Here is a 26,841-nt window from a genome sequence, read left to right on the forward strand (position 1 = left end):
CCCCCTTCCCACCCAGGGGCGCCCTCTGCACCCGTCGGGGGCGCATCTTGAGGGTCGCGGTGGTGGGCGCGGGTGTGATCGGCACCACAACCGCGTTCGAACTGACGCGCGACGGCCATGAAGTCACGGTGTTCGAGCGCCGCAGCACCGTGGCCGAAGAAGCCAGCTTTGCCAGCGGCGCGCTCGTCGCCGCAGGTTGGACGGCCGCCTGGAACCGGCCGGAACGCAGCCTGCGCATGCCCTGGGCCTCGCGCCCGGGAGGACTGAAGCTGGCCCGGTTGCCACGCGGCGGAGAGTGGCGCTGGATCTGGCGCTGGCTGCAGGCGGGCCAAGGCCCACGCCAGGCCGAACACCACCGGCAGATGCACCAATGGGTGCAGTACAGCCAGCAGCGCCTGCTGGAAATCACCGAGGAACGGGACCTCGACCATGACCGCAGCCAGGGCATGCTGGTGCTCTGGCGCCATCCGCGGGAGGCGGAGCAAGCCCAGCCCGCCTTGCAACAGATGAAGGACCTCGGGATCGCCTACCGTGAACTCTCGGCCGATCAGGCCCGCGCGCTCGAACCCGCCCTGAATCCTGAAACGCCGTTGCACGGTGCGGTCGAACTGGGCGGGGAAGCCGCGGCCAATTGCCGGGAATTCGCGCTGTCGATCCGCGTCGAGGCCCAGCAACTCGGTTGCCGCTTCGTGTTCAGCACGTCGGTGGACGCCATCGAAACCCTGGGCCCCACGGGTGGTGTGAACCTGCGGCTCTCGAGCGCGGGCACCCCGGATGCCAACGACGTGCAACGCTTCGACGCGGTGGTGGTGTGCGCGGGGGTGCACAGCGCGCGCCTGCTGCACCCACTCGGGCTGCGCCTGCCTTTGCAGCCCGTCTACAGCCACTCGCTCAGTGCTGCGGTGCGTGAGCCGCTGGACGCCCCGCAGTCGGCGGTGCTGGACGCCGGCCATGGCATCTCGATCGCCCGACTGGGCCAGCGCATTCGCGTGGCCGGCGGCAGTGAGTTCGGCGCCACGCCCGGCCAGCCTTCCAAAGCCACGCTGAAACGGCTTTACGGCGTGCTGGCGGACTGGTTTCCCGGTGCCGTGCGTCTGGGTGGCCCCCGGGGCAGCGTGCAGGAATGGCAAGGCGCCCAGGCCACACTGCCCGATGGCCCTCCAGTGCTGGGTGCCACGCGCCAACCCGGCGTGTGGCTGAACCTGGGCCACGGCGGCGCCGGCTGGGCGATGGCCTGCGGCACCGCCCGGGCGCTGGCCGATCAGCTGTCAGGGCGTTCAGCCGAGATCGACATCACCGGCAGCTCGCCCCAGCGCTTCGGTCTCTGAAACCATCCGCGGGCGGTCAGCGCCCGCGCGCAAACATGTTGAAATGCGCCCATTCCTTGAGAGGAGCGAGACCTTGGACACGCGCAGCTTCAACACAGGCACCCGCCTGCACCCGGTGTCCGGCACCGGCCGCGCTGCCTTGTACGGCAGCGCCGCCACGCGGCAGATCGAGCAGCAGGCCGCTTCCACCCTCCCCCACCACACCTTGATGTCGCGCGCCGGCCTGGCGGTGGCGCGGCTCGCACGCGCGCTGCAACCGCACGCGCGGTGCATCTGGGTCGCCTGCGGGCCCGGCAACAACGGGGGCGACGGCCTGGTCGCGGCCACCCACCTGCACCAGTGGGCGCAGGAACGGGGTGGCTTTCCCGAAGTGGTCGTGACACATGCGGTGCGGGATGAGACCCGGATGCCGGCCGACGCCCGTCAGGCCCTGCAGGCCGCGCGCGCCGCCGGCGTGCCGTTCAGCGACGGGCCGCCGACGCGCTTCGATCTCGCCATCGATGCCCTGTTCGGCATCGGCCCGCAAAGGGCGTTGGAGGGAGCTCTCGCCCCATGGCTGGACCTGCTTCGCTCCTGCGCCCAGCCCGTGCTCTGCGTCGATGTCCCCAGTGGGCTGGACGCCGACACAGGCGTCCTGGCGGCCCTGAACGCCCCGTCCCTGGCACCGCCGGGGCCGCGCCACACGCTGTCGCTGCTCACCCTGAAACCCGGTTTGTTCACCGGCACCGGACGCGATGCCGCCGGCAGCGTCTGGTTCGACGACCTGGAGGTCCCGCCAGCGACCGCCGTGCCTGTGACCGCCTGGCTGGCCGGGCAGCCCCAGACCACGGGCACACGGCCGCATGCCAGTCACAAGGGCAGCTTCGGCGACGTGCTGGTGCTCGGTGGCCAAGGCATCGCCGTGCAGGGCGCGGGCATGACCGGTGCCGCCGTGCTCGCCGCTCGGGCCGCGCTGCACGCCGGCGCGGGCCGCGTGTTCGTCGGTCTGCTCGAAGGTGATGCAAGCAGCCCGACGCCTTGGGACCCCGGCTGCCCCGAACTCATGTTCCGCCGTCCGCAGCGGCTGCTGGAGCCCGGCGTCCTCGAAACCGCGAGTGTCGTCTGCGGTTGCGGCGGCGGTGCCTCGGTGGCTGCTCTGCTGCCGCGCGTGCTCTCGGGCGCCCGAACGCTGGTGCTCGACGCCGACGCGCTCAATGCCATCGCCACCGACACCGCGCTGCAAACCCTGCTCGGCCGCCGCCACGGCCGGGGCAGGACAACGGTGCTCACCCCGCATCCCCTGGAAGCCGCGCGCCTGCTGGGCACCACGACCCCCGAGGTCATGGCCCATCGATTGAAGGCTGCACAGGCGCTGGCCGATCGCTTCGGCGCGTTGTGCGTGCTCAAGGGCTCGGGCTCGGTGTTGGCCTCGCCCGGCGAAGTGCCGCTCATCAACGCCAGCGGAAACGCCGCCCTGGCCACCGCCGGCACGGGCGATGTGCTCGCCGGCATGATCGGCAGCGCGATCGCGCCAGCCGGGCTTTCGGGCGAAGGGGTGCGGGACAGGGTCGCTGCGGCCGTGCATCAGCACGGCTGGCTGGCCGACCGCTGGGACGATGGCGCTGCCCCTGGGCTCACGGCCGGGCGCCTGGCGGCGCGGGTGCGGCCACCGGGCTGAAAGCCCGATCAGCCCAGCAGCATCAGGCCGACCTGCAGCAGGATGATCACCACCAGCACCGACAGGTCCACCCCGCCGATCAAGGGCACGACCCGGCGCACCGGGCGCAGGATGGGCGCGCACAGGCGGTCGAGCGTGCCCATCACCGGCGATTGCGGCTGCACCCACGACAGGATGGCGTAGCCGATCAGCAGGATCATCAAGCCCTGCAGCAAGGTGCGCACCAGCAGGCGCACCGCCATGGTGAAGACGATCGTCACCACTCCGGCGGCCGAGCCGGGGGCCGCAGACACGCTCGCCGCCAGCAACCACCACAAGACGCCGAACGCCAACGAAAGCAGCACGGCCGCACCCAGGCTGCCCCAGTCGATGCGGCTCTGTGCCAGCGAGCGTGGCAGCACCCGGCGCAGGGGTGCCACCAGCCAATCGGTCACCGCGATCGCGAAGCGCCCCGGCTGGCCCGACATGTTGATGCGCAGGTGGTTCATCCACGCCCTCAACAGCGCCGCCGCCACGAGGAAGAAGAAGAAGGTTTCGAGCAGGAAGAAAACAATGCGCATGGCGTGAGAGCAGCGGAAGACGGAGGGGACAGAGTGTAGGCTCAGGCGCCCAATCGCAAGGGCGCCCGCGGCGTGCGCGGATCGGGTTCGTGCCCGCTGGCCAGCCGCTCCAACGCGGCGGCCCGCGAGGCCTCCAGAAAGTCCAACATGATGGGCGAGCTGTCGGCCAGCGCATCGCGCCCATGGTGGAACTCGGGATGCCATTGCACGCCGCGCGCATAGGTCCCGCCGGTCCAGCGAATGGCCTCGACCATGCCGTCCAGCGTGGACACGGCCTCCACCACCACGCCCTTGCCCAGTTCCGCCACCGCCTGGTGATGGATGCTGGTCACTCGCAGCTGCGAGGCATTCGGATACAGCTTGGTCAGTGCCGTGCCCTGGAGAAAGGTCACGTCGTGCTCCAGTTGGTCGTACAGATCGGTGTCGACGTGGGCATGGGCCGCCGGGCATTGCGTCGGGATGTCCTGGTACAGCGTCCCGCCGAAGGCCACGTTGAGCAGTTGCGCGCCCCGGCAAACCCCCAGCACCGGCTTCTTCTGAGCGAGAAAGGTGCGCAGCAAGGCCAGCTCATAGCGGTCGCGCACCACGTCGCCCTGCCAGCGTGGGTCCATCGGGGTCTGCCCGTAACTCTGGGGCGCCACGTCGGCGCCACCCTGCAGCACCAGGGCATCCAGCTCCTGCACCACCTGCTCCACCTTGAGATGGCGCGCCGCGTGTTTGCTGTCGTGCGCCACGGCCGGCACCATGAAGGCCACCGCCCCGTGCTCCATGATCCAGTGGGCCAGCGACTGTTCGATGTACTGCAGGATCTTGTTTCGAAACCCCAGTTCCTGCGGCGCCTGGTGCAGCAGGCGCGCCGAGACGCCGATGCGCAAGGCCCGGTCGGTGGGCACGGCCGCAGGCTCGCGCCGGCGCACCACGGTGGCCTTGGCTGGCTTGGCCGCGGGGCTTTTGGTCAGGGCGGCGGAGTTGGGCATGGCGAAGTCGGGTAACGACCGGTTCAGCGCCGGCTCTTGCGAGACTGGCTCGCGGTGCTGCGGGCACCGCCCCGCTCGCCCTTCTTGCCCGCCGCCTTGCGCACGGCGGCCTTGACGTCCATGGCGGGCGCCTGGCGCCCCTGCGGCGCGCCCTCGCTCCGGTTGCGGCGCGACTTGCCCCCCCGGGCAGGCGGCGCCTGATGGTCGGGAGAGGAAGGCAAACCGGTCTTGTCGCGCATGGCCCGCAACACGAGGTCGTCTTCACCGCTGACCAGCCGGAAGTCGATGCGCCGGCCATCCAGGTCCACCCGGCTCACCTGCACCTGCACCCGGGTGCCCAATGCATAGCGAATGCCGGTGCGCTCGCCACGCAGCTCCTGGCGCGCCTCGTCGAACCGGAAGTACTCCCCGCCGAGTTCGGTGATGTGCACCAGCCCCTCGACGTACATCGCATCGAGCGTGACAAAGAGGCCGAAGCTCGTGACCGCGGTCACCACACCGCTGAACTCTTCGCCCAGGTGTTCGCGCATGTACTTGCACTTGAGCCAGGCCTCCACATCGCGGCTGGCCTCGTCGGCGCGGCGCTCGTTGGCGCTGCAGTGCAAGCCTGCGGCTTGCCAGGCCAGCGTGTCGGCCGACGGTTTCTTCACCACCTCGCCCGCCACCGGCGGCTTCACACGGCTCGCCAGCCGCTTGCTCAACTTGGCGTGCGCCTCGCCCGGCGTGGGCAGGTTCGGCAGCTCATAGCGCTTGCGCGCCAAGATGGCCTTGATCACGCGGTGCACCAGCAGGTCGGGGTAGCGCCGGATCGGGCTCGTGAAGTGCGTATAGGCCTCGAACGCCAGACCAAAGTGCCCGCTGTTGATGGGCGTGTAGATCGCCTGCTGCATGGAGCGCAGCAGCATGGTGTGGATCTGCTGGGCCTCGGGGCGGTCTTTGGTGGCGTTGGCGATCGCTTGGAAATCGCCCGGTTTGGGGTTGTCGCCGATCGTCTGCGACACACCCATGGCCTTGAGGTAGTTGCGCAGGATTTCCTGCTTCTCCGGTGTGGGACCTTCGTGCACGCGGAACAGACCGGTGTGCTTGCCCTCCTGGATGAAATCGGCCGAGCACACGTTGGCCGCGAGCATGGCTTCCTCGATCAGCTTGTGCGCGTCGTTGCGCGTGCGCGGCACGATCTTCTCGATGCGGCCCGACTCGTCGCAGACGATCTGCGTCTCGGTGGTTTCGAAATCCACCGCACCGCGCTCGCCGCGCGCCATCAGCAGGGCGCGGTACACGTCGTGCAGATTGAGCAGGTAAGGCACCAGCGCCTTGCGCTGCGCGGCCTCCGGCCCCCGGGTGTTCTGCAGGATCGCAGCCACCTCGGTGTAGGTGAAGCGCGCGTGGCTGAACATCACCGCCGGGTAGAACTGGTAGGCGTGCACCTCGCCCTTGGCATTGACCAGCATATCGCACACCATGCACAGGCGTTCGACACCGGGGTTCAGCGAGCACAGGCCGTTGGAGAGCTTCTCCGGCAGCATGGGAATCACGCGGCGCGGGAAATAGACCGAGGTGGCACGGTCATACGCATCGACGTCGATCGGTGAACCGGTCTCCACGTAGTGGCTCACGTCGGCAATCGCCACCAGCAGGCGCCAGCCCTTGCCCTTGCCGACCTTCGCCGGCTCGCAATACACGGCGTCGTCGAAGTCGCGCGCGTCTTCGCCGTCGATCGTCACCAGCGGCACGTCGCGCAGGTCGACGCGGTGCTTGTGGTCGGCGGCGCGCACGTGGTCCGGCAGCGCGCGCGCCTGGGCGAGTGCGGCATCGGAAAACTCGTGCGGCACGCCGTACTTGCGCACCGCGATCTCGATCTCCATGCCGGGGTCGTCGATCTCACCCAGCACCTCCTTCACGCGCCCCACCGGTTGACCGTACAGCGCCGGCGGCTCCGTCAGTTGCACCACCACCACCTGGCCGGGCTTGGCCGATCCGGTGGCGCCCTTGGGGATCAGCACGTCCTGCCCGTAGCGCTTGTCCTCGGGGGCGACGAGCCACACACCGCTTTCCTGCAACAGGCGCCCGATGATGGGGGAGTCGGAACGTTCGACGATTTCGGTCACGCGCCCTTCGGGGCGCCCCTTGCGGTCCAGCCGCACGATGCGGGCCTTGACCCGGTCCTTGTGCAACACCGCGCGCATCTCGTTGGAGGGCAGGTAAATGTCGGCCTGGCCATCGTCGCGGATCACAAAACCGTGTCCATCGCGATGTCCGGAAACGACACCTTCATATTCGGCCAACAGGCTGTTTTTTTCGTTCACTTTTTGGATCGCTTTTTTTCTCTGCTATACTTCTGGTTTTCCTGAAAGCCCAGGTGGCGGAATTGGTAGACGCACTAGTTTCAGGTACTAGCGAGTAACATCGTGGAGGTTCGAGTCCTCTCCTGGGCACCAATCATAAAGGGCTTGCAAACGTGATGTTTGCAAGCCCTTTTCTTTTGCCTTATCAAGATGCAAAGCCTGCAAGCAGGCTTTGCGCATACGGTTGAGTTGCTTCACATTCTGAAGCACCCGATGTGGCCGGCGAGTGTGCAGTCCGGCCATCGCAGTCACCGTCAAACCGGGACCGCCAACAGGTCGTGTCCCTGTGCCGCGACCACACGGGCCTTGGTGAATTCGCCGACCTTCATGGTCTTGCTGATCTTCTCTGGCGACAGCAGCCGCACCACACCATCGATCTCCGGCGCATCGGCGTAACTGCGTCCGATGCCGCCCTTCTTGCCCAGGCTCGGCGCGGAATCCACCAGCACCTGCATGGTCGCGCCCACGCGCTGCTGCAGCTTCTCGGCCGACACGGCCTCGGCCACCGCCATGAAGCGCGCCCGGCGTTCTTCCCGCACGGCATCGGGCACGGCGTCCGGCAGCTCGTTGGCCGTGGCACCCGGCACCGGCGAATAGGCGAAGCAGCCGGCGCGGTCGATGCGCGCCTCGCGCACGAACTCCAGCAAGTGGCCGAACTCGGCCTCGGTCTCGCCAGGGAAGCCGGCAATGAAGGTGCTGCGCACCACGATCTGCGGGCAGAGCTCGCGCCAGCGCGCGATGCGCTCCAGGTTCTTCTCACCACTGGCGGGCCGCTTCATGCGGCGCAGCACGTCCGGATGGCTGTGCTGCAACGGCACGTCCAGGTAAGGCAGGCACAGGCCGTCGGCCATCAGCGGAATGATCTCGTCCACGTGCGGATACGGGTACACATAGTGCAGCCGCACCCAGGCGCCATAGCCCTGGGCCAGTTCACCCAGCGAGCGCACGAGATCGAACATGCGCGTCTTCACCGGCTTGCCATCCCAGAAGCCGGTGCGGTACTTCACATCGACGCCATAGGCCGAGGTGTCCTGGCTCACCACCAACAGCTCCTTCACGCCAGACTCGAACAGCTTGCGCGCTTCGGTCAGCACGTCGCCGATCGGTCGGCTCACCAGATCGCCGCGCATGGACGGGATGATGCAGAACGTGCAGCGGTGGTTGCAGCCCTCACTGATCTTCAGGTAAGCGTAATGGCGCGGCGTGAGCTTGATGCCCTGCGGCGGCACCAGGTCCACAAAGGGGTCGTGCGGCTTGGGCAGGTGCTCGTGCACCGCCGTCATCACCTCGTGCGTGGCATGCGGGCCGGTCACGGCGAGCACGCTGGGGTGCATCTGCCGCACCAAGTTGCCGCCGCCCTCGCCTTCGCGCGCGCCCAGGCACCCGGTCACGATCACCTTGCCGTTCTCGGCCAGGGCTTCGCCAATGGTGTCCAGGCTCTCGCGAACGGCGTCGTCGATGAAGCCGCAGGTGTTGACGATCACCAGATCGGCACCGGCAAAGGTTTTGGAGGTTTGGTAACCCTCGGCGCTGAGTTGCGTGAGGATCAGTTCGGAGTCGGTCAGCGCCTTAGGGCAACCCAGGCTGACGAACCCGACTTTGGGTGTTTTGGCGGCGGAGGCGGTGTCGTAAGTCATTGTTTCCATTTGAATTCCGCCGGGCTACCTGGCTGAAGAGCGTGGTCCGTTATTGTAAGGCGGCGCGTCGATTTGGCTGACAGCACATTCCTTGGCCCCTCGCCGGCAGCGGTCGGCCAGACAGGCACGGGCACCGGCACGCGGATTGCCACACACGAGCGGCATGACACGGACCACACCTTCCCTCCACATCGGCACCGCAGGCTGGGGCCTACCGCGAGCGGTGGCCGAGGCATTTCCGGGCGACGGGGCGCTGCTGGAGCGCTATGCACGGGTGCTGGGCTGCACGGAAATCAACACCACCTTCAGCCGCACCCACCGCACGGACACCTTCGAGCGCTGGGCGATGCAGACACCGACCGGTTTCCGCTTCTCGGTGAAGCTGCCCAAGGCTTTCACGCACGTGGCGCGGCTGAAGGTTCCACCCGAGGAGGTGGGCGCCTTCGTTTCGTCGCTGGCGGGACTCGGCGAGCGCCTGGCGGTGCTGCTGGTGCAACTGCCACCGTCGTTGGGATTCGATCCCGAGGTGGCACGCGACTTCTTTCGCTCGGTACGCGCGGAATACCCGGGTGCGGTCGTCTGCGAACCGAGGCATCCCACCTGGTTCACGGCGGTGGCCGAGCGCTTGCTGGTGGAGCAGCGCATCGGTCGCGTGGTCGCGGATCCGCCCAAACCTGCCGGCGCCGGGGAGCCAGGCGGCTGGCTCGGCGAGCGCGGAGACGGCCAGGGTGCCGTCGTCTACTGCCGTTGGCACGGCTCGCCACGCATGTATTGGTCGGCTTACGACGACGACTGGCTTGAGGCCAGGGCGCGGGAGTTGTTGAACTGGCCAGCGACCACCCAAGTCTGGTGCATCTTCGACAACACGGCGGCGGGCGCAGCAGCCGACGACGCGCTGCGGCTGGCAGCGAGAATGGCGAGACTCAGCGCTTGAGCCCCAGCGCCGCCAGCATCTGCTCGCTGTTCTTCTGCATCTGCTCCTGCATCTGCGTGAAGGCCGTGCGCGACTGCTCCAGGTAGGTGCCCATCATGCCCTGCATCATGGGCGACTGCACGTTCATGAACTGCTTCCAGGCTTCCGGGTTGACGCCCGTGGACTGCTCGGCCATCTTGTGCTGCAGGTCCATGAAGATCTGGACGTTCTTTTCGAGGTAGGCGCCCATGAAATCCTGCATCGCATGGCCATAGAACCGGATGATGTTGGCCAGCACCTGCTCGGTGAAGATCGGCACGCCCGCCGTCTCTTCTTCCAGGATGATCTGCAGCAGGATGCTGCGCGTGAGGTCGTCGTTGGTCTTGGCGTCCCGAACCACGAAGGGCTCGTTGTCCATGACCAGCGACTTCACTTCGGCCAGCGTGATGTACGACGAGGTGTCGGTGTCGTAGAGACGCCGGTTCGGGTACTTCTTGATCACACGCACGGCGGGCGCACGTTCGCTGCCGCTACCGGCCTTGGTTTTTTGCACTGCGGGACTTTCTGGAAGGAACGGGCGAACAAGGCCCGTCGTCTGCGGGAAGGATAGGGCACATTCTAAAAACCCGCCCCTGGGCCGCAAGCATGGGTTTTCCCTGTGCGGGGAGCCTTGCGAGACAGCGTCCGGCGATGCCCTGGCGCCGGACAGACGAAAAAAAAGCAGACTGCGGGATCTGCTTTCTGTTTCCGGGGCCTGGTTGACCCCGAAGAAGTTTGGTAGGCGCGATTGGACTCGAACCAACGACCCCCACCATGTCAAGGTGGTGCTCTAACCAGCTGAGCTACGCGCCTACAAACGATTCGAAGCCTCGCAGTATAGCAGTGTTCCGGGGCACTTCTGGTCGCCCCATCACATCATTTGCGGCGCACCACCCGCACACCCGGCACATCGCCCACCACGGACATGGCCCGCAACACCTGTCGGGCGTCCGACACCTCGATGGTGAAGGTCATCCAGGCCACGTCCTTGACCGACTGGGTCTGCACCCCGATCACGTTCATCTTCTCGCGGGCGAACACGTCGGAAATGTCGCGCAGCAGGCCCTGGCGGTCCTGCGCCTCGATGGCCACGTCCACCGGGTACACGGCCGCGCGGCCATCCCGATCCGGAGCGACCTGACCACTCCACTGCACCTCGATCACGCGGTCTGGGTTCTTGCGCTGCAGGTGGGCGAAATCGCTGCAATCGGCTCGGTGGATGCTCACGCCCTTGCCGCGCGTCACGAAACCGCCAATGTCGTCCGGCGGCGCCGGCTTGCAGCACTTGGCCAGTTGCGTCATGAGCGAATCCACCCCGACCACCAGCACCCCACCGCTGGGCTGGCTGGAGGACTTGCGCGGCTTCTTGAGCCACACGGGAATTTCGGACGGCGCCTCGGGCTCGGGCGGGCGCAGGTGCGTCTCGATGGCCCGCAGCGACAGTTCGTCCTTGCCCACCTGCTCGAAGAGCTCCTGCGCGGAAGCCAGGCCCATGGAGACGGCAAGGTCGTCGAACTTCAGCGCGGTCTTGCCCTCGCGCTGCAGCAGTTTTTCCACCGCCTCGCGCCCGCGCGCCATGGTCTCCTCCATGGCCTGCGCGTTGAACCACGCGCGCACCTTGCTCTTGGCCCGGTGGCTGACGAGGTAGCCCAGTTCGGCATTGAGCCAGTCGCGCGACGGCCCGCCCTCTTTCGCGGCGGTGACTTCCACCGTCTGCCCGTTCTGCAGGGGCGTGTTGAGCGTGACCATGGCGCCATCGACGCGCGCGCCCCGGCAGCGGTGGCCCAGGTCGGTGTGCACGCTGTAGGCGAAGTCCACCGCCGTGGCACCCTGGGGCAATTCGACGATGGCCGCATCGGGCGTGAGCACGTAGATGCGATCGTCGAACAGCCCCTGCGCGGTGCCGCTCAGGTCGCGTTCCCAGGCCAGCAGCTGGCGCAGCACCGCGATCTTGGCGTCGTACTCCGAGCTGGCCGAGACGCCGGCATAACCCTTGGCTCCCGCCTCCTTGTACGCCCAATGCGCGGCCACGCCGTGTTCGGCATGGTCGTGCATGGCCTGGGTGCGGATCTGGATCTCGAAGGCCCGGCCCTGCTCATCGCGCACCACCGTGTGCAGCGACTGGTAGCCGTTCGGTTTGGGTTTGGCGATGTAGTCGTCGAATTCGTCGGCCACCGGCACATAGTTCGCATGCACATGGGCCAGCGCGGTGTAGCAATCATCGCGGCCGGGCACGATCACGCGCAGCGCGCGGATGTCGAACACCTGGTCGAAGTCCAGCGACTTGCCGCGCATCTTCTTGACGATGCTGTAGATGTGCTTGGGCCGTCCCTGCACGGAAGCGGCCACGCCCTGGCGTTGCAGCTCGGCCTCGAGCTGCTGGCGCACCTGCTCCACATGGGCTTCGCGTTCGGCGCGTTTCTCGTCCAGCAGCCGGGCCACGTGCTTGTAGGTCTGCGGCTCCAGGAAACGGAAGGCCAGGTCTTCCATCTCCCATTTGATCTGCCAGATGCCCAGGCGGTTGGCCAGCGGCGCGAAGACGTGCAGCGACTCGCTGGCCAGCGCGTCGCCAGGCTCGCCCTTGCAAGCGGCGAAGTAGCGCAGGGTCTGCAGCCGGGACGCCAGGCGCAGCATGACCACGCGCAGGTCGCGCGAGAAGGCCAGCAGCATCTTGCGCACGTTCTCGGTCTGGCTCGCGGCCAGCTCGGACACCGGCGCCTTGCCGGGCGTGGCCACGGGCAGGGCCTGCTCCTGCGCCGCCTGGCGTTCCTCTTCCTTCTTGGCCAGCACCTCGGCCGACTTGATCCGGGCCTGGCGCTGCAACTGCACCAGCTTGGTGGTCTCCAGCGCCAGCGCCGCGAAGTTGTCGCCAAACGCCTTGGCGATCACCTCTTGCGGGCGGTTCAGGTGCTGGCAGGCGTACACCAGATACGCCGCCGCCTGCATCGCCTCGGAGCCGCCGATGTCGTGCAGCACGCCGGCCACGGCATCGGCATGCGCCAGGGTGTTCTCGCCGGTGTCGAGCTGTTCGCTGCCCAGCAAGGGTTCCGCGAACGCGCGCGCGCGGGCCAGTGCGTTGGCCTGCTTGGGCAGGCTGTCGGAAGTGGCCGCCACGATCGCCGAGGGCACGGCCGGCGCGCGCTCGATGAGGGTGGCCGCATGGGAGGCCTCGGACGAGGTCGGGGAAATCACACGTTTCATGAATCGCTCAACAACCAACCGCTCAGTTGGACCAGAGGAAGTCCCGGACGGCGGCCACCTGATCATCGGCCACCAGCGTTGGCGCGTGGCCCACGCCGTCAAAAACCACACAGCGCGCCCTGGGACCGCGCCGCCCCATCTCGGCGGCGGTGGCTTCGGAGAGCAGGTCCGACTGCCCGCCGCGCAGCAGCAGGGTGGGCACGGTGATGGTGTCGTACAGCTGCCAGAGGGTGGCCTCGCCGTCGCGGGCGATCTGCCGGGCCTGTGCCTCGTCGGCCATGCCGGTCAGGGCCTTGACGGGCATGGCGATGGCCGGGTCGTAGTGCAGCCACCAGCGCCCGTCGCGCTCGCGCAGCAGCGGCAGGGACAGCGCCCGCCATTGCGCCGGCGTGTGGGGGCCGAAGCCGGTGGAAATCGAGGCCAGGTAATCCAGGGCCGCCTGCTCGCTGTCGAACGAGGGGTTCTGCCCCAGGTAGGTGCTGATGCGCTGCAGTGCCTCCCACTGGATGGCCGGCCCCACATCGTTGAGCACCAGGCGGCGTGGTGCCAGGGCGGGCTGGGCCGCGATCGCCATGCCGATCAGACCGCCCATGCTGGTGCCGACCCAGTCGATCACGGCCTTCGGGTTCGCTGCGCGCACATGCATCAGCAGCGCCGCCAGGTCGGCCGCGTAGGTGGGCACCTGGTAGGCCATGGGATCGGCCAACCAGTCGCTGTGGCCGCGCCCGGTCACGTCGACCGCGATCACGCGGCAGCGGTCGACCAGGGCGCGCGCCAGGGTGTCGAAGTCGCGCCCCTGGCGCGAGAGACCGTGCACGCAAACCACCACATGGCGGCTATCGCCCGAAGCACTGGCCCAGTCCCAATAGGCCATGCGGCGCGGTTCGCCGGTGCGGGCCACGGGCCCGGTGACGGGAAGGTATTGGAGGTTCGGTTCTTGCATGGTGTGACAGTGCGAAGCGGGCGCCTGGAGGCGTCCGTGATAATGCCTTGAGCGCTTTTCAACCCATCGTACTGGAACTGGAGTTCACTTCATGCTTGCCAACAAGACCGCCCTCGTCACCGGCTCCACCAGCGGCATCGGCCTGGGCATTGCCAAGGCCCTGGCGCGCCAGGGTGCCAACATCGTGCTCAACGGTTTCGGCGATGCCGAAGGCCCCAAGGCGGAGATCGCGGCGCTGGGCGCCAAGGTCGCCTACCACGGCGCCGACATGAGCAAACCGGCGGAGATCGAGGCCATGATGGCCTTCGCGGCCAGCACCTTCGGCCAGGTGGACATCCTGGTGAACAACGCCGGCATCCAGCACGTCGCGCGCGTGGAAGACTTTCCCGTCGAGCGCTGGGACGCGGTCATCGCCATCAACCTCAGCAGCGCCTTCCACGCCAGCCGCCTGGCCCTGCCCGCGATGCTCAAGTCCAACTGGGGCCGCATCATCAACGTGGCGTCGGTGCATGGGCTGGTGGGTTCGGCCGAGAAGTCGGCCTACGTCGCGGCCAAGCACGGCATCGTGGGCCTGACCAAGGTCACGGCGCTGGAGAACGCCACCACCGGCGTCACCTGCAACGCGATCTGCCCGGGCTGGGTGCTCACCCCGCTGGTGCAGAAACAGGTGGACGCCAAGGCCGTGGCGCAAGGCATTTCCAACGCGGACGCCACCAAACAGCTGCTGGGCGAAAAAGAGCCGTCCATGCAGTTCACCACCCCGGAAGAACTGGGCGAGCTGGCGGTGTTCTTCTGCTCGGCGGCCGGCAACAACGTGCGGGGCGTGGCCTGGAACATGGACGGCGGCTGGGCCGCCCAGTAACAGCAGCCCCCCCGCCGCGCTTCGCACGTCCCCCTCCAGGGGGGGCGCCAGCGGCCCGGCAAAGCCGGTTCCGCGGCACCTCTGGACCGCGCCGTCTCAGGCGCAGAAGTTGTCTATTTCAGCTGGATCGAGCCCGACACGGTGACGTTGACCGTGGACTTGCCGGCTTCCACCGGCACGGCGGCGTCCGACATCGCGGCCTTGGCTTCCATGGCCATGGCGCGCGGCTGGAACGGGCGCACTTCCTGGTCGGCCGAACTCACATTGATTTCGCGCAGGCTGTAGCCGGAGAAACCGAAGCCCTTGCTGACTTCATCGGCCCGGGCCTTGAAGCGCTCGATGGCCAGCGCCTGCACATCGGACTCGAGCTTGCGGCGTGCGTCGCGCGAGAGCGAGAAGCTGGTGCCCGACATGGTCAGGGTCTGGATCTTGCCGGCCGTGGCGCTGATGAGGGCGAAGTCGCGTCCTTCGAGCACCAGTTCGGTGCTGCCCTGCCAGCCGTTGATCTTGCCGTTGCTGCTGTAGCGCGGATACAGGCTGAACTGGCCGGTGCGGACCTCCAGCTGCTGCGGCTTGGCGTTGGCGCGGGCCACGGCCAGCGCGGCGTCGAGTGCCTGCTTGAGCTGGTTCTGCACCGTCACGGCGTCGCTGCCCTCGCGCGTGGTGTTCAGGCTCATGCTCAGCCAGTCCTGGGGCACCTCCAGGAAACCGCTGGCGGCGATGTTCACCACGTTGGCGGGCACGGGCACCGTGACCTGGGCCATCGCCGAAGCGCTCAAGCCCAGCCCGAGGGCCAGCACGGAGGAGAGAAGAAAGCGGGAAGAAGAAGAGGGACCGGAGAAACGACGCGAGGAAGACAGGGTCATGGTTTGAACTTGAAGTCGTGATGCGGCTGGTCGCGAAGCTGTTCGCGCAGACGCTGGCGCTCTTCCACCGAAAGTCGGTAGGGTTTGCGGCTGTCGTCCATGTCATCGAAGGGCTGTCGCAGCGCATCGCGCAAGCGCATCGTGCTGCGTGGGTCGCTTTCGTCGGCCGAGATCGGCATGACGGCCACCGGCGCATCCGAGGGCATCGGATGCACGCGCTGGTCGCCCGGCGCGGCATAGGCCGAACCCAGGGTGACTAGCAACAAACCACTCGACAGATACGATTTCATGGTGCACTCAAGTATGGTCAATTCGCCGATTGTGTGATGTGGGCGAGGTGAAGCGGCGGAGTATGCGGGCAACATCTGTAACAGCGTGTCATAAAAATAAAAAATGAGTGCTGACAAGCACTTGGCGCTGCCACAATCGAGTTTGTTACATTTAACGGAAGTTGCTCCCATGCCACAAACCACTGTCCGTCCCAACAAAGTGCTGGTCGTCGACGACGACGTCCGCATCCGCGACCTGCTGCGCCGCTACCTCATGCAGGAAGGCTTCGAGGTCATGCTGGCCGAAGACGGCAAGGCCCTCAACCGGGTTCTGCAACGCGACTCGGTCGACATCATCGTGCTCGACCTGATGATGCCCGGCGAAGACGGCCTGTCGATCTGCCGCCGCCTGCGCGCCAATGGCGACCGCACGCCCATCATCATGCTCACCGCCAAGAGCGAGGACGTGGACCGCATCGTGGGCCTGGAGGTCGGCGCCGACGATTACCTGGGCAAACCCTTCAACCCGCGCGAGCTGCTGGCCCGCATCCACGCCGTGCTGCGCCGCCGCCCGCCCACCGAGGTGCCGGGTGCACCGTCGCAGGACCAGGAAGTGGTGAAGTTCGGCCCGTTCGAGTTCGACCTGAGCCTGCGCACCCTGCGCAAGGAAGGCGCCGACCTGCCGCTGACCACCGGCGAATTCGCCATGCTCAAGGCCCTGGTGCGCCACCCGCGCCAGCCCCTGTCGCGCGAAAAACTGGCCCAGCTGGCGCGCGGCCGCGAGTTCGAGCCCTTTGACCGCAGCCTGGACGTGCAGGTCTCCCGCCTGCGCAAGCTGATCGAAGAGGACGCCGCGTCGCCGCGTTACCTGCAGACCGTCTGGGGCGTGGGTTATGTCTTCGTGCCCGATGGCAATGCCTGATGTCCGACGAGTCACGCGTTCCGTTCGAGACCCAGCCAGCCTCGCTGGAGACAGCGCCCGCCCCGCTGGACATGCGTCCCTCGCGGGGCGTGAGCCTGTTCTGGCGCACGTTCTTCTTTCTTGCCCTGCTGCTGGTCGGCTGCACCGTCGCCTGGCTGCAGACCTTCCGCGCGCTGGAGTACGAGCCGCGGGCGCTGCAGAGCGCGAACCAGCTGGCCTCGCTGGTCAACCTCAGCCGCGCCGCCCTGGTGCACTCGGACGCCATCGCCCGGGTCTCGCTGATCAAGACCCTGGCCAGCGAGGAAGGCCTGCGCATCGCGCCGCGTGAGCCCACCGACACCTTCCGCCTCTACAACACCGACGCACTGAGCCGCAACGTGGCCGAGCGCCTGCGGGGCCGGCTCGGGCCCGACACGCTGGTGGCGCGCGAAGTCAATGGCGCGCCAGGCCTGTGGATCGGCTTCACCATCGACGGCGACCCCTACTGGCTGCTCACCGACCCCTCGCGCATCGGCCCGGTGGCGGGCACCACCTGGCTGATCTGGCTGGGCACCGCCGCCCTGCTCTCGCTCACGGGCGCGGCGCTGATCGCGCGCCTGATCAACCGGCCACTGAAGAAGCTCTCGTTCGCGGCCAGCCGCGTGCGCGAAGGCGATTTCAACGCGAGCCAGCTCAACGAAGCCGTGGCCACCAGCGAGATCCGCGAGGTCAACATCGGCTTCAACCGCATGGCCCAGCGGCTCTCCAAGATCGAGCAGGACCGGGCCCTGATGCTCGCCGGCATCTCGCACGACCTGCGCACGCCGCTGGCCCGCCTGCGCCTGGAAACCGAGATGAGCGTGGACGACGCGCAGGCGCGCGAGCACATGGCGGCCGACATCGACCAGGTCAACGCCATCATCGACAAGTTCCTCGACTACGCCCGCCCCGACCACCTCAAGCCCGAGCGCGTGAGCCTCAACCAGGTGGTGGACGCCGCGATCTTCTCGGTCGGCCAGGACCCGAACACCTACATCACCACCAACATCCCGCGCGACACCGCCGTGATGGGCGACGCGGTGGAACTGCAGCGCGTGTTCTCCAACCTGATCGAGAACGCCATGCGTTACGGGCGCGACCCGGAAACCGGCATCGCCAAGATCGACATCGCGGCCAAGGCCAAGGACGACGACGTGCTGGTCAAGCTGCGCGACCACGGGCAAGGCGTCAACCCGGAGCAGCTCGAACAGCTGACCCAGCCGTTCTACCGGGGCGACGTCTCGCGCAGCGCGGCCACCGGCACCGGCCTGGGCCTGGCCATCGTGGACCGCGCCATCGCGCGCATGGGCGGCCGTTTCGCGCTGGCCAACAGCAGCACCGGGGGCCTCGCGGCCCACATGAAACTGGTCAAGGCGCCGTCTTGACGAGCAGCGCCACCGCGCGCGCCTCGATCGACAGGCCCTGCCCCACGGGGCCGATCTTCTCGGCCGTCTTGGCCTTCACGTTGACCTGACCGGTCGCCAGCCCCAGCGTGCGGGCGATGCCTTCGCACATGGCGGCGATGTGGGGCGCGAGCTTGGGCGCCTGCGCGATCACGGTGCTGTCGATGTTGCCGATCTCGAAACCCGCCTCGCGCACCCGGCGCGCCGCCTCGGCCAGCAACACGCTGGAGTCGGCGCCTTTGAAACGTTCGTCGGTGTCGGGGAAATGGCGGCCGATGTCGCCCAGCGCCGCCGCGCCCAGCAGCGCGTCGGTGATGGCGTGCAGCAGCACGTCGGCATCGGAATGGCCGAGCAGCCCCTGGCTGTGGGGAATGCGCACGCCGCCGATGATGAGCGGCCGCCCGGGCACCAGCGCGTGCACGTCCCAGCCCTCGCCGATGCGGAACGACGGAACGGTGTTGGGGTTCATGAACGGCTCCTGAGCACGGCTTCGGCGAGCGCGAAGTCTTCGGGGTAGGTGACTTTGAAGTTCTGCGCGCTGCCACGCACCAGCAGCGGCCGGTGGCCCGCCATCTCCATGGCGCTGGCCTCGTCGGTCACACCGGCGAAGCCACCGGGCGCCGTGGCCGCCAGCGCGGCCTGCAAGGCACCCAGGCGGAACATCTGCGGCGTCTGCGCCAGCCACTTGTCGGCGCGCTCCACCGTGGCCGCCACGCGCCCACCGGTTTCGGCCTTGAGCGTGTCCGGCAAGGGCAGTGCCAGCAGGCCGCCCACGGCATCGTTCCAGCAGGCGTCGATCAGGGCATCCACCTGGGCCGGCGTGACGAGGCAGCGCGCGGCGTCGTGCACCAGCACCCAGTCGTCCACCCCGGCGCCCTGCTCGCTCAAGGCCTGCAGGCCGTTGAACACGCTCTCGGCGCGCGTGGCCCCGCCGCGGCGCGCCAGCGTGGTGCCCACGGGCTGTGAGGCCCAGAAGCTATCGTCGGGCGCGATGACGACCACGCAGCCTTGCAGGCGCGCCACGGCGCGCAAGGCCGCCAGGGTGTGCATCACCATGGGCTGGCCGGCGATCGGCTGGTACTGCTTGGGGATGTCGGTGCCGGCCCGGGTGCCGGTGCCCGCACAGGGCAGCAGCGCATGGCATCGGGGAGCGCCCGGGCGGGTCAATTCGGTGTCGGCATGGGGCATGGTGTGCCTGCATTCTAAAATCAGCCCTCACACCCCCGCCCTCCCGGTCGGGGGTGTTCGTCATGGCCGCATTGGCCCACCACGCACTCAAGTCCACCCCGCACGCCCCTCCATCTCCCATGGACTTGCCCAAACTCACCCCCGGCAAACGCCACACCGTGCCGCATCCCGGCGGCTCGGCCGATGCCCTGATGCTGGCCCAGCTGGGCGAGCGCGAAAAAGCCGCCGGCCGACTCACCGCCATCGTCACCGCCGACGCCAACGACGCGCAGCGGCTGATCGACGAGATGGCGTTCTTCGCGCCCGGCCTGCGCTGCGCCCTCTTCCCCGACTGGGAAACGCTGCCCTACGACACCTTCTCGCCGCACCAGGACCTGATCAGCGAACGCTTGGCCACGCTCTGGCGCATCTCGCAGCGCGACAAGGACACCGGCGCCGACGTGGTGCTCGTCCCCGCCACCACCGCGCTGTACCGGCTCGCGCCGCCGTCCTTTCTGGCCGGCTACACCTTCCACTTCAAGGTCAAGCAGAAGCTCGACGAAGCCAGGCTCAAGGGCCAGCTGACCCTGGCGGGTTACCAGCACGTGACGCAGGTCGTGAGCCCCGGCGAGTACGCGGTGCGCGGCGGCCTGATCGACCTCTTCCCCATGGGCAGCCTGGTGCCCTACCGGGTGGACCTGTTCGACGACGAGATCGACAGCATCCGCACCTTCGACCCCGACAGCCAGCGCAGCCTCTACCCGGTGAACGAGGTGCGGCTGCTGCCCGGGCGCGAGTTCCCGATGGACGACGCGGCGCGCGCCAAATTCCGCAGCCGCTGGCGCGAGCTGCTCGAAGGCGACCCGACCAAGAGCCGCATCTACAAGGACATCGGCAACGGCGTGGCCACCGCCGGCATCGAGTACTACCTGCCGCTGTTCTTCGACGACACCGCCACCGTGTTCGACTACCTCGGCGCGGACGCGACCGTGGTGCTGCATGGCGACCTGGAGCCCGCCTTCCAGCGCTTCTGGCAGGACACCAAGGACCGCCACCGCCTGCTGCGCGGCGACACCGAGCGGCCGGTGCTGCCGCCCGAAGCCCTGTTCCTGGGCACCGAGCAGTTCTACACCCGCGCCAACCAGCACGCGCAGTACGTGGTGCGCCCGGCGCAGCAGGAGATCGAACACGGCGCGCACGTGCAGAAGCTGGGCGACCTGTCCGTGGTGCGCGGCGCCGAAGACCCGCTCTCGCGCCTGCAGGCCCACATCCGCAACACCGCGCACCGCGTGCTGCTGCTGGCCGAAAGCGATGGCCGGCGCGAGAGCCTGCTGGACTTCCTGCGCGCCAGCGGCGTCCACCCGCCGGCCTTCGACTCGCTCGCCGAGTTCCAGGCCAGCGAAGAAAAGACCGGCATCGCCACCGCCGCGCTCGCGGTCGGCTTCTCCTGGCTGGACGACGGCATCGACTTCGTCACCGAGACCGAGCTCTTCGCCGCCGGCCCCACCACGCGCCGGCGCAAGAAGCAGGAACAGGTCAGCGACGTCGACGCGCTGATCAAGGACCTGTCCGAGCTCAACCTGGGCGACCCCGTGGTGCACAACGCGCACGGCATCGGCCGCTACCGCGGCCTGGTGAACATGGACATGGGGGAGAAAAACCCCGACGGCAGCCCCGCGCTGCAGGAATTCCTGCACCTGGAGTACGCCGACAAGGCCGTGCTCTATGTGCCGGTGAGCCAGTTGCAGCTGATCGGCCGCTACACCGGCGTGAGCGCCGACGAGGCGCCGCTGCACAAGCTGGGCAGCGGCCAGTGGGAAAAGGCCAAGCGCAAGGCGGCCGAGCAGGTGCGCGACGCCGCCGCCGAGCTGCTCAACATCTACGCCCGCCGCGCCGCGCGCCAGGGCCATGCGTTCCGCTACTCGGCGCAGGACTACGAGGTGTTCGCCAACGACTTCGGCTTCGAGGAGACCGCCGACCAGCGTGGCGCCATCCACGCCGTGATCCAGGACATGATCAGCCCGCGCCCCATGGACCGCCTGGTCTGCGGCGACGTGGGCTTCGGCAAGACCGAGGTCGCCCTGCGCGCCGCCTTCGTGGCCGTCACCGGTGGGCGCCAGGTGGCCTTCCTCGCGCCCACCACGCTGCTGGCCGAACAGCACTTCCAGACCCTGTCCGACCGCTTCTCCAAGTGGCCGGTGAAGGTGGCCGAGATGAGCCGCTTCCGCTCGGCCAAGGAAATCACCGCCGCCGCCAAGGGCCTGGCCGACGGCTCGGTGGACATCGTGGTCGGCACGCACAAGCTGCTCAGCGAAAGCGTGAAGTTCAAGGACCTGGGCCTGCTCATCATCGACGAGGAACACCGCTTCGGCGTGCGCCACAAGGAGGCGATGAAGGCCTTGCGCGCCGAGGTCGACGTGCTCACGCTCACCGCCACGCCGATCCCGCGCACGCTGGGCATGGCGCTCGAAGGCCTGCGCGATCTCTCCGTGATCGCCACCGCGCCGCAGCGCCGCCTGGCCATCAAGACCTTCGTGCGCAACGAGGGCAACGGCGTGATCCGCGAGGCCGTGCTGCGCGAACTCAAGCGCGGCGGGCAGGTCTACTTCCTGCACAACGAGGTCGAGACCATCGAGAACCGGCGCCAGAAGCTGGAGGAGATATTGCCCGAGGCGCGCATCGCCATCGCGCACGGCCAGATGCCCGAACGCGACCTGGAGCGCGTGATGCGCGACTTCGTGGCGCAGCGCTTCAACGTGCTGCTGTGCTCCACCATCATCGAGACCGGCATCGACGTGCCCACGGCCAACACCATCGTGATGAGCCGCGCCGACAAGTTCGGCCTGGCACAGCTGCACCAGCTGCGCGGCCGCGTGGGCCGCAGCCACCACCAGGCCTACGCCTACCTCATGGTCCCCGACATCGAAGGCCTGACCAAGCAGGCGGCGCAGCGACTGGACGCGATCCAGCAGATGGAGGAACTTGGCAGCGGCTTCTACCTGGCGATGCACGACCTGGAGATCCGCGGCGCGGGCGAGGTGCTGGGCGAGAACCAGAGCGGCAACATGCTGGAGGTGGGCTTCCAGCTCTACAACGAGATGCTGTCCGAAGCGGTGAGCTCGCTCAAGGCCGGGCGCGAGCCCGACCTGCTCTCGCCGCTGTCGGTCACCACCGACATCAACCTGCACGCCCCGGCCTTGCTGCCCAACGACTACTGCGGCGACGTGCACCTGCGCCTGTCGTTCTACAAGAAGCTGGCCACCGCGAAGAACACCGACCAAGTCGATGCGCTGCTCGAGGAAATCGTGGACCGCTTCGGCAAGCTGCCACCCCAGGCGCAGACGCTGATCGACGTGCACCGCCTGCGCTGCATCAGCACGCCCTACGGTGTCGTCAAGGTCGATGCGGCACCGGGCGTGACGAACATCACCTTCCGCGCCAACCCGCCGTTCGAGCCGATGCGCATCATCGAACTGATCCAGAAGAACCGCCACATCAAGCTCGCCGGCAACGACAAGCTGCGCATCGAGCGCGCCCTGCCCGAGGTGAAGGACCGCGTGCAGCTGGTGCGCGACGTGCTGCGCAGCCTGGGCCAGCCGCTGCAGGCGAAGACCCCCGCGCCGGCCCCGTAGGTCCCCACCGAGGGTGGGCCGGGCCCGATACCCAACGGCATGGTTTTTGCGTAAAACGGCATGGCCACCTTCCCTGGTGGCCCTGTCCCTTTCACCGCACAAACACACCGATACGGAGCCCACCATGCCGACCCGACGCACCGCGCTGCACATCGCCAGCGCCCTTCTTGCGCTCGCCCTCTCTGGCCCCACGCTGGCGCAGGGCAGCTACCCGGACCACGTGGTGAAGGTCATCGTCGGCCTGCCGGCCGGCGGCAGCGCCGACATGATCGCGCGCATGCTGGGCCAGAAGCTCAACGCCCAGTTCGGCCAGCCCTTCGTGATCGAGAACCGCGCGGGCGGCTCGGGCCAGATCGGCATGCCGGCGGTTGCCAGGGCCGCGGCCGACGGCTACACCCTCACCGTGTCGCCCGCCTCCTTCCTGACCACGAACAAGAGCATCTTCAAGACCCTGCCCTACGACCCCGAGGCCGACTTCATGCCGATCTCGCGGCTGGTGAACCAGCCCATGGTGCTGGTGGTCAAGGACAGGCAGAAGTACCCGACCGCCGCCGCCTTCCTCGCCGCCGCCAAGGCCGCGCCGGGCAAGATCAGCTACGCCTCGTCGGGCGACGGCAGCCCGCAGCACCTGGGTGGGCTGATGTTCGAGACCCGCAGCCAGGCCCGCATGCTGCATGTGCCCTACAAGGGCGGCGCGCTCGCGGTCAACGACACCCTCGCCGGCAACGTGGACGCGATGTTCGCCGTGCTGCCCGAGGCCCTGCCGCACATCCAGGCCGGCAAGCTCCATGCGCTGGGCCTGATGAGCCCCCAACGCTCGCCCGTCCTGCCGGACGTGCCCACCATGGCCGAAGGCGGTCTGGCCAACCTCAACCTCTCGGCCTGGGTCGCCATCCTGGCGCCCGCCAAGACCCCGCGCCCCATCATCGACCAGCTCAACCGCGCGGTGAACACCGCCATGGACGCCGAATTCAAGGCCAAGCTGGCAGCCAGCGGCATCGAGGTGGCCCCCAGCACGCCGGAAGAATTGCAGCGCATCATCTCGGCCGACATCAAGCTGCACGCCGAACTGGTCAAGGCCGCCGGCCTCACGCCACAGTAAGGGCTTGTGCATGGCTGGGATAATCCCGGCCATGACACAAGCTCCCGCCACCGCCACCGAATTCGCCCCCGGCCTCACCGTCCAGGGCTTCACCCCTCCGCTCAAACTCAGCGACTTCAAGCTCATCGCCTTCGACATGGACTCCACGCTCATCAGCATCGAGTGCGTGGACGAGATCGCCGATGCCGTGGGCAAGAAGGCCGAGGTGGCCGCCATCACCGAGGCCGCCATGCGCGGCGAGATCACCGACTACAAGGACAGCCTGCGCAAGCGCGTGGCGCTGCTGCGCGGCGTGACCATCGCCGACATGGAGCAGATCTACACCGAGCGCCTGCGCATCAACCCCGGCGCGGCCGAGCTGGTGCGCGCCTGCAAGGCCGCCGGCTTGAAGGTGCTGCTGGTCTCGGGCGGTTTCACCTTCTTCAGCGAGCGCGTGCGCCAGACGCTGGGCATCGACTTCACGCGCGCCAACGTGCTCGAAGTGGAAAGCGGCCCGAACTGCGGCCAGCTCACGGGTTACATGGTGGACCAGCCCTGGGGCGACATCTGCGACGGTGCCGAGAAACGCCGCACGCTGCTCGAAGTGGCGTCGCTGCTGGGCATCGAGCCCTCGCAGTGCATCGCCATGGGCGACGGCGCCAACGACCTGCCCATGATGGGCGTGGCCGGCCTCTCGGTGGCGTACCACGCCAAACCCGCCGTGCGCGCGCAGGCCATGGTGGCCATCAACGAAGGCGGGCTCGACCGCCTGCTCGAAGTCCTGCGCTGAACACGCTGATGCCCATGACGTCACGCCTTGCCCGCTTCGCGCAGTCGCTGCGCCGGCGGTGGAAAAGCCACCTCGTCACCCTGGGCCTGGTGCTCGCGGTGCTGCTGGGCGTGCAGGCCTGGCAGACGCGCGATGTGCCGCGCGGCCCCGCGCCCGATCTGGCCCTCACCCTGGTTCAGCCCGACGGCAGCGAGCGCCGCACGACCCTGGCGCAATGGCGCGCTGACCACCCCGGCCAGCCCGTGGCCCTGCACGTGTGGGCAGAGTGGTGCCCCATCTGCCGCACGGAAGAACACAGCGTGACCCGGCTCTCGGCGGACTGGCCGGTGCTCACCATCGCCATGCAATCCGGTCAGGCCGGCCCCGTGGCCCGCGTGCTGGCGCAGCGGCAGTTGCCCTGGGCCACGGCGATCGATCCGCGCGGCGAGATCGCCCGCCAGCTCGGCTTCAAGGCCGTGCCGGCCTTCGTGGTGGTGGATGCCCAGGGCCGGTTGCGCACGCCCACGGCCGGCTACACCAGCGAGATCGGCATGCGGCTTCGGCTGTGGTGGGCGCGGCTGTTCTGAGCCCGGGCCTCAGCCGCCCGCGCGTTTGACGGTGTGACCCTGGGATTTCAGCGCGGCCATCACCTTCTCGATGTGATCGCCCTGGATCTCGATCACGCCGTCCTTCACCGTGCCACCGGTTCCGCAGGCCGCCTTGAGCTGCTTGCCCAGCGCGGCCAAAGCCACCGCGTCCAGCGCCAGACCCTTGACCAGCGTGACCGCCTTGCCACCCCGGCCCTTGGTCTCGCGCGAGACGCGCACCACGCCATCGCCCGCCGGCACGGCGCTGGCCCGTTGCTTGCACACGCATTGCGCCACCGGCTGGCGGCAGTCGGGGCACATGCGGCCCGCATCGGTGGAGTAGACCAGGCCACCGGTCGAAAGCTTGTTCTTCATGGGGCCGCATCCTACCCGGGCCGGTACACTGCCCCGATCCATGCCATTCACCGCCCTGGGCCTCGCGCCCGCCCTCGCCCAAGCCGCCGCCGAACTCGGTTTCACCACGCCCACCCCGATCCAGCGTGAAGCCATTCCGGCCGTGCTGGCCGGCCATGACCTGCTCGCCACCGCGCAGACCGGCTCCGGCAAGACCGCCGCCTACGCCCTGCCCCTGCTGCAACGGCTCACCCAGGCCGCCACCCATTCGCCGCGCCGCGTGCGCGCGCTGGTGGTCGTGCCCACGCGCGAACTCGCGGCGCAGGCCGGCGAGGTGGTGCGCGCGCTGGCGCAGCACCTGCCGCGCCAGCCCAAGGTGGCCGTGGTGTTCGGCGGCGTGTCGATCAACCCGCAGATGATGGCGCTGCGCGGCGGCGCCGACGTGGTGGTCGCCACGCCCGGGCGCCTGCTCGACCTGGTGGAACACAACGCGCTGCGCCTGTCGGCCGTGGAACTGCTGGTGCTCGACGAAGCCGACCGCCTGCTGGACCTGGGCTTCGCCGACGAACTCGCGCGCGTGCTCGCCTTGCTGCCCGCCCAGCGGCAGAACCTCTTCTTCTCGGCCACCTTCCCCTCGGCGGTGCAGGCGCTGGCCGACGCGCTGCTGCGCGAACCCCTGCGCATCGACGTGCCCGCCGCGCCGGCCGAGGCCGCGGTGATCCTGCAACAGGCCTTTCTGGTCGACAGCACGCGCCGCACGCAGTTGCTGCGCCAGCTCATCAAGGACCAGGGCTGGCAGCGCGTGCTGGTGTTCGTGGCCACGCAGTACGCGGCCGAGCGCGTGGCGGCCAAGCTGCACCACGGCGATCTGTACGCCACCTCCTTCCACGGCGGCCTGAGCCAGGGCGCGCGCCAGCAGGCGCTGGGCGAGTTCAAGGAAAAACGCTGGGACGTGGTCGTCACCACCGACCTGGCCGCGCGCGGCATCGACATCGAGCAACTGCCGGTGGTGGTGAACTACGACCTGCCGCGCTCGGCGGTGGACTACGTGCACCGCATCGGCCGCACCGGCCGCGCCGGTGCGAGCGGCCTGGCGGTGAGCTTCGTGAGCCCGGCCACCGAAGCCCACTGGCGCCTGATCGAGAAACGCCAGGGCCTCTCCCTGCCGCTCGAGGTGCTGCCCGGTTTCGAGCCCACCGAAACCGCGCCACCGCCTTCGCCGGGCGACGGTGGCATCAAGGGCAAACGGCCGAGCAAGAAGGACAAGCTGCGCGCAGCCGCTGCTGCCGCCGCCCGCAAGCCGGACTGATT

23 protein-coding genes and 2 tRNA genes are annotated in these 26,841 nt (G+C 68.4%); 12 read left to right on the forward strand and 13 right to left on the reverse strand.

What is annotated here, in order from left to right:
* Both AC3WPZ_RS20190 and AC3WPZ_RS20195 read left to right on the forward strand, forming a co-directional pair.
* Window positions 1-1,328: FAD-dependent oxidoreductase (locus AC3WPZ_RS20190; protein WP_492441179.1), on the forward strand; the 1,328-nt coding region annotated here is incomplete at its 5' end.
* Window positions 1,329-1,434: 106 nt separating this feature from the next.
* Window positions 1,435-2,985: an NAD(P)H-hydrate dehydratase gene (locus AC3WPZ_RS20195; protein WP_382328747.1), complete on the forward strand. Its 1,551-nt coding sequence runs from the start codon at window positions 1,435-1,437 to the stop codon at window positions 2,983-2,985.
* An 8-nt stretch (window positions 2,986-2,993) separates the two neighbouring features.
* Here AC3WPZ_RS20195 and AC3WPZ_RS20200 read toward each other — a convergent pair whose 3' ends face one another.
* Genes AC3WPZ_RS20200 through rnr form a run of 3 tightly spaced genes read right to left on the reverse strand, consistent with a single transcriptional unit; the run spans window position 2,994 to window position 6,828 of the window.
* Window positions 2,994-3,545, reverse strand: coding sequence for a YggT family protein (locus AC3WPZ_RS20200; protein WP_382324381.1), 552 nt, complete (start codon window positions 3,543-3,545; stop codon window positions 2,994-2,996).
* Window positions 3,546-3,586: 41 nt separating this feature from the next.
* The gene (locus AC3WPZ_RS20205; protein WP_291121867.1) at window positions 3,587-4,522 is read right to left on the reverse strand and encodes a gamma-glutamyl-gamma-aminobutyrate hydrolase family protein; all 936 of its coding nucleotides are present in this window, start codon (window positions 4,520-4,522) and stop codon (window positions 3,587-3,589) included.
* A 23-nt stretch (window positions 4,523-4,545) separates the two neighbouring features.
* On the reverse strand, window positions 4,546-6,828 hold the full coding sequence (rnr, locus tag AC3WPZ_RS20210; protein WP_492441181.1) for a ribonuclease R: 2,283 nt from the start codon (window positions 6,826-6,828) through the stop codon (window positions 4,546-4,548).
* Between the two features lie 47 nt (window positions 6,829-6,875).
* Here rnr and AC3WPZ_RS20215 point away from each other — a divergent pair.
* Window positions 6,876-6,960: transfer RNA gene (locus AC3WPZ_RS20215), tRNA-Leu, on the forward strand.
* A gap of 161 nt (window positions 6,961-7,121) precedes the next feature.
* Here AC3WPZ_RS20215 and rimO read toward each other — a convergent pair.
* Window positions 7,122-8,513, reverse strand: a complete 1,392-nt coding sequence (gene rimO / locus AC3WPZ_RS20220; RefSeq protein WP_492441183.1) for a 30S ribosomal protein S12 methylthiotransferase RimO — start codon at window positions 8,511-8,513, stop codon at window positions 7,122-7,124.
* Between the two features lie 154 nt (window positions 8,514-8,667).
* Here rimO and AC3WPZ_RS20225 point away from each other — a divergent pair, with 154 nt between their 5' ends.
* Window positions 8,668-9,438, forward strand: coding sequence for a DUF72 domain-containing protein (locus tag AC3WPZ_RS20225; protein ID WP_444686406.1), 771 nt, complete (start codon window positions 8,668-8,670; stop codon window positions 9,436-9,438).
* Here AC3WPZ_RS20225 and phaR read toward each other — a convergent pair.
* The 4 genes from phaR to AC3WPZ_RS20245 all read right to left on the reverse strand — a co-directional run bounded on the left by phaR (window position 9,428) and on the right by AC3WPZ_RS20245 (window position 13,600).
* Window positions 9,428-9,970 (reverse strand): polyhydroxyalkanoate synthesis repressor PhaR, encoded by a 543-nt coding sequence (phaR, locus tag AC3WPZ_RS20230; protein ID WP_297401674.1) that lies wholly within the window; start codon window positions 9,968-9,970, stop codon window positions 9,428-9,430. The genes AC3WPZ_RS20225 and phaR overlap by 11 nt on opposite strands.
* Before the next feature lie 222 nt (window positions 9,971-10,192).
* A tRNA-Val gene (locus tag AC3WPZ_RS20235) sits at window positions 10,193-10,269 on the reverse strand.
* A gap of 63 nt (window positions 10,270-10,332) precedes the next feature.
* Window positions 10,333-12,657 (reverse strand): RelA/SpoT family protein, encoded by a 2,325-nt coding sequence (locus AC3WPZ_RS20240; RefSeq protein ID WP_492441185.1) that lies wholly within the window; start codon window positions 12,655-12,657, stop codon window positions 10,333-10,335.
* Between the two features lie 22 nt (window positions 12,658-12,679).
* Window positions 12,680-13,600, reverse strand: a complete 921-nt coding sequence (locus tag AC3WPZ_RS20245; RefSeq protein ID WP_492441187.1) for an alpha/beta fold hydrolase — start codon at window positions 13,598-13,600, stop codon at window positions 12,680-12,682.
* A gap of 91 nt (window positions 13,601-13,691) precedes the next feature.
* Between AC3WPZ_RS20245 and AC3WPZ_RS20250 the strand changes: the two genes are divergently transcribed.
* A complete protein-coding gene (locus tag AC3WPZ_RS20250; RefSeq protein WP_444686403.1) occupies window positions 13,692-14,462 on the forward strand; it encodes a 3-hydroxybutyrate dehydrogenase in 771 nt (256 codons plus the stop codon).
* A 113-nt stretch (window positions 14,463-14,575) separates the two neighbouring features.
* Here the strand turns inward: AC3WPZ_RS20250 and AC3WPZ_RS20255 are convergent, their stop codons facing one another.
* Together AC3WPZ_RS20255 and AC3WPZ_RS20260 are read right to left on the reverse strand one after the other, a co-directional pair.
* Window positions 14,576-15,328, reverse strand: a complete 753-nt coding sequence (locus AC3WPZ_RS20255) for an SIMPL domain-containing protein (protein ID WP_382324368.1) — start codon at window positions 15,326-15,328, stop codon at window positions 14,576-14,578.
* Window positions 15,325-15,618 (reverse strand): hypothetical protein, encoded by a 294-nt coding sequence (locus AC3WPZ_RS20260; protein WP_291121875.1) that lies wholly within the window; start codon window positions 15,616-15,618, stop codon window positions 15,325-15,327. The genes AC3WPZ_RS20255 and AC3WPZ_RS20260 overlap by 4 nt, the downstream gene beginning before the upstream one ends.
* A 169-nt stretch (window positions 15,619-15,787) precedes the next feature.
* Between AC3WPZ_RS20260 and ompR the strand changes: the two genes are divergently transcribed.
* Complete coding sequence (gene ompR, locus AC3WPZ_RS20265; protein ID WP_291121876.1) at window positions 15,788-16,519, forward strand: osmolarity response regulator transcription factor OmpR; 732 nt, start codon at window positions 15,788-15,790, stop codon at window positions 16,517-16,519.
* Entirely contained in the window at window positions 16,519-17,922 is a 1,404-nt protein-coding gene (locus tag AC3WPZ_RS20270; protein ID WP_297401685.1) for a sensor histidine kinase, read from the forward strand. The genes ompR and AC3WPZ_RS20270 overlap by 1 nt, the downstream gene beginning before the upstream one ends.
* Here AC3WPZ_RS20270 and ispF read toward each other — a convergent pair.
* Together ispF and ispD are read right to left on the reverse strand one after the other, a co-directional pair.
* Window positions 17,906-18,409, reverse strand: a complete 504-nt coding sequence (gene ispF / locus AC3WPZ_RS20275) for a 2-C-methyl-D-erythritol 2,4-cyclodiphosphate synthase (RefSeq protein ID WP_382324367.1) — start codon at window positions 18,407-18,409, stop codon at window positions 17,906-17,908. The genes AC3WPZ_RS20270 and ispF overlap by 17 nt on opposite strands.
* Window positions 18,406-19,128 (reverse strand): 2-C-methyl-D-erythritol 4-phosphate cytidylyltransferase, encoded by a 723-nt coding sequence (ispD, locus tag AC3WPZ_RS20280; RefSeq protein WP_492441190.1) that lies wholly within the window; start codon window positions 19,126-19,128, stop codon window positions 18,406-18,408. The genes ispF and ispD overlap by 4 nt, the downstream gene beginning before the upstream one ends.
* A gap of 119 nt (window positions 19,129-19,247) precedes the next feature.
* Here ispD and mfd point away from each other — a divergent pair, with 119 nt between their 5' ends.
* From mfd to AC3WPZ_RS20300, 4 genes are all read left to right on the forward strand, one after another.
* Entirely contained in the window at window positions 19,248-22,739 is a 3,492-nt protein-coding gene (gene mfd, locus AC3WPZ_RS20285; RefSeq protein ID WP_444686399.1) for a transcription-repair coupling factor, read from the forward strand.
* Between the two features lie 124 nt (window positions 22,740-22,863).
* The gene (locus tag AC3WPZ_RS20290) at window positions 22,864-23,841 is read left to right on the forward strand and encodes a Bug family tripartite tricarboxylate transporter substrate binding protein (protein ID WP_382324363.1); all 978 of its coding nucleotides are present in this window, start codon (window positions 22,864-22,866) and stop codon (window positions 23,839-23,841) included.
* 31 nt (window positions 23,842-23,872) lie between these two features.
* The gene (gene serB, locus AC3WPZ_RS20295) at window positions 23,873-24,610 is read left to right on the forward strand and encodes a phosphoserine phosphatase SerB (protein ID WP_382158516.1); all 738 of its coding nucleotides are present in this window, start codon (window positions 23,873-23,875) and stop codon (window positions 24,608-24,610) included.
* A 14-nt stretch (window positions 24,611-24,624) separates the two neighbouring features.
* On the forward strand, window positions 24,625-25,176 hold the full coding sequence (locus AC3WPZ_RS20300; RefSeq protein WP_382158518.1) for a redoxin domain-containing protein: 552 nt from the start codon (window positions 24,625-24,627) through the stop codon (window positions 25,174-25,176).
* 9 nt (window positions 25,177-25,185) lie between these two features.
* Here AC3WPZ_RS20300 and AC3WPZ_RS20305 read toward each other — a convergent pair whose 3' ends face one another.
* A complete protein-coding gene (locus AC3WPZ_RS20305; RefSeq protein ID WP_492441193.1) occupies window positions 25,186-25,551 on the reverse strand; it encodes a translation initiation factor Sui1 in 366 nt (121 codons plus the stop codon).
* Window positions 25,552-25,591: 40 nt separating this feature from the next.
* On the opposite strand from AC3WPZ_RS20305, the gene AC3WPZ_RS20310 reads away from it, so the two are divergent.
* Window positions 25,592-26,839 carry a DEAD/DEAH box helicase gene (locus tag AC3WPZ_RS20310; RefSeq protein ID WP_492441195.1) on the forward strand — a complete coding sequence of 416 codons (1,248 nt, stop codon included), beginning with the start codon at window positions 25,592-25,594 and terminating at the stop codon, window positions 26,837-26,839.
* The last annotated feature ends 2 nt before the right edge of the window (window positions 26,840-26,841 follow it).

The organism is Hydrogenophaga sp. FW305-3-2-15-A-LB1 (assembly GCF_058787875.1).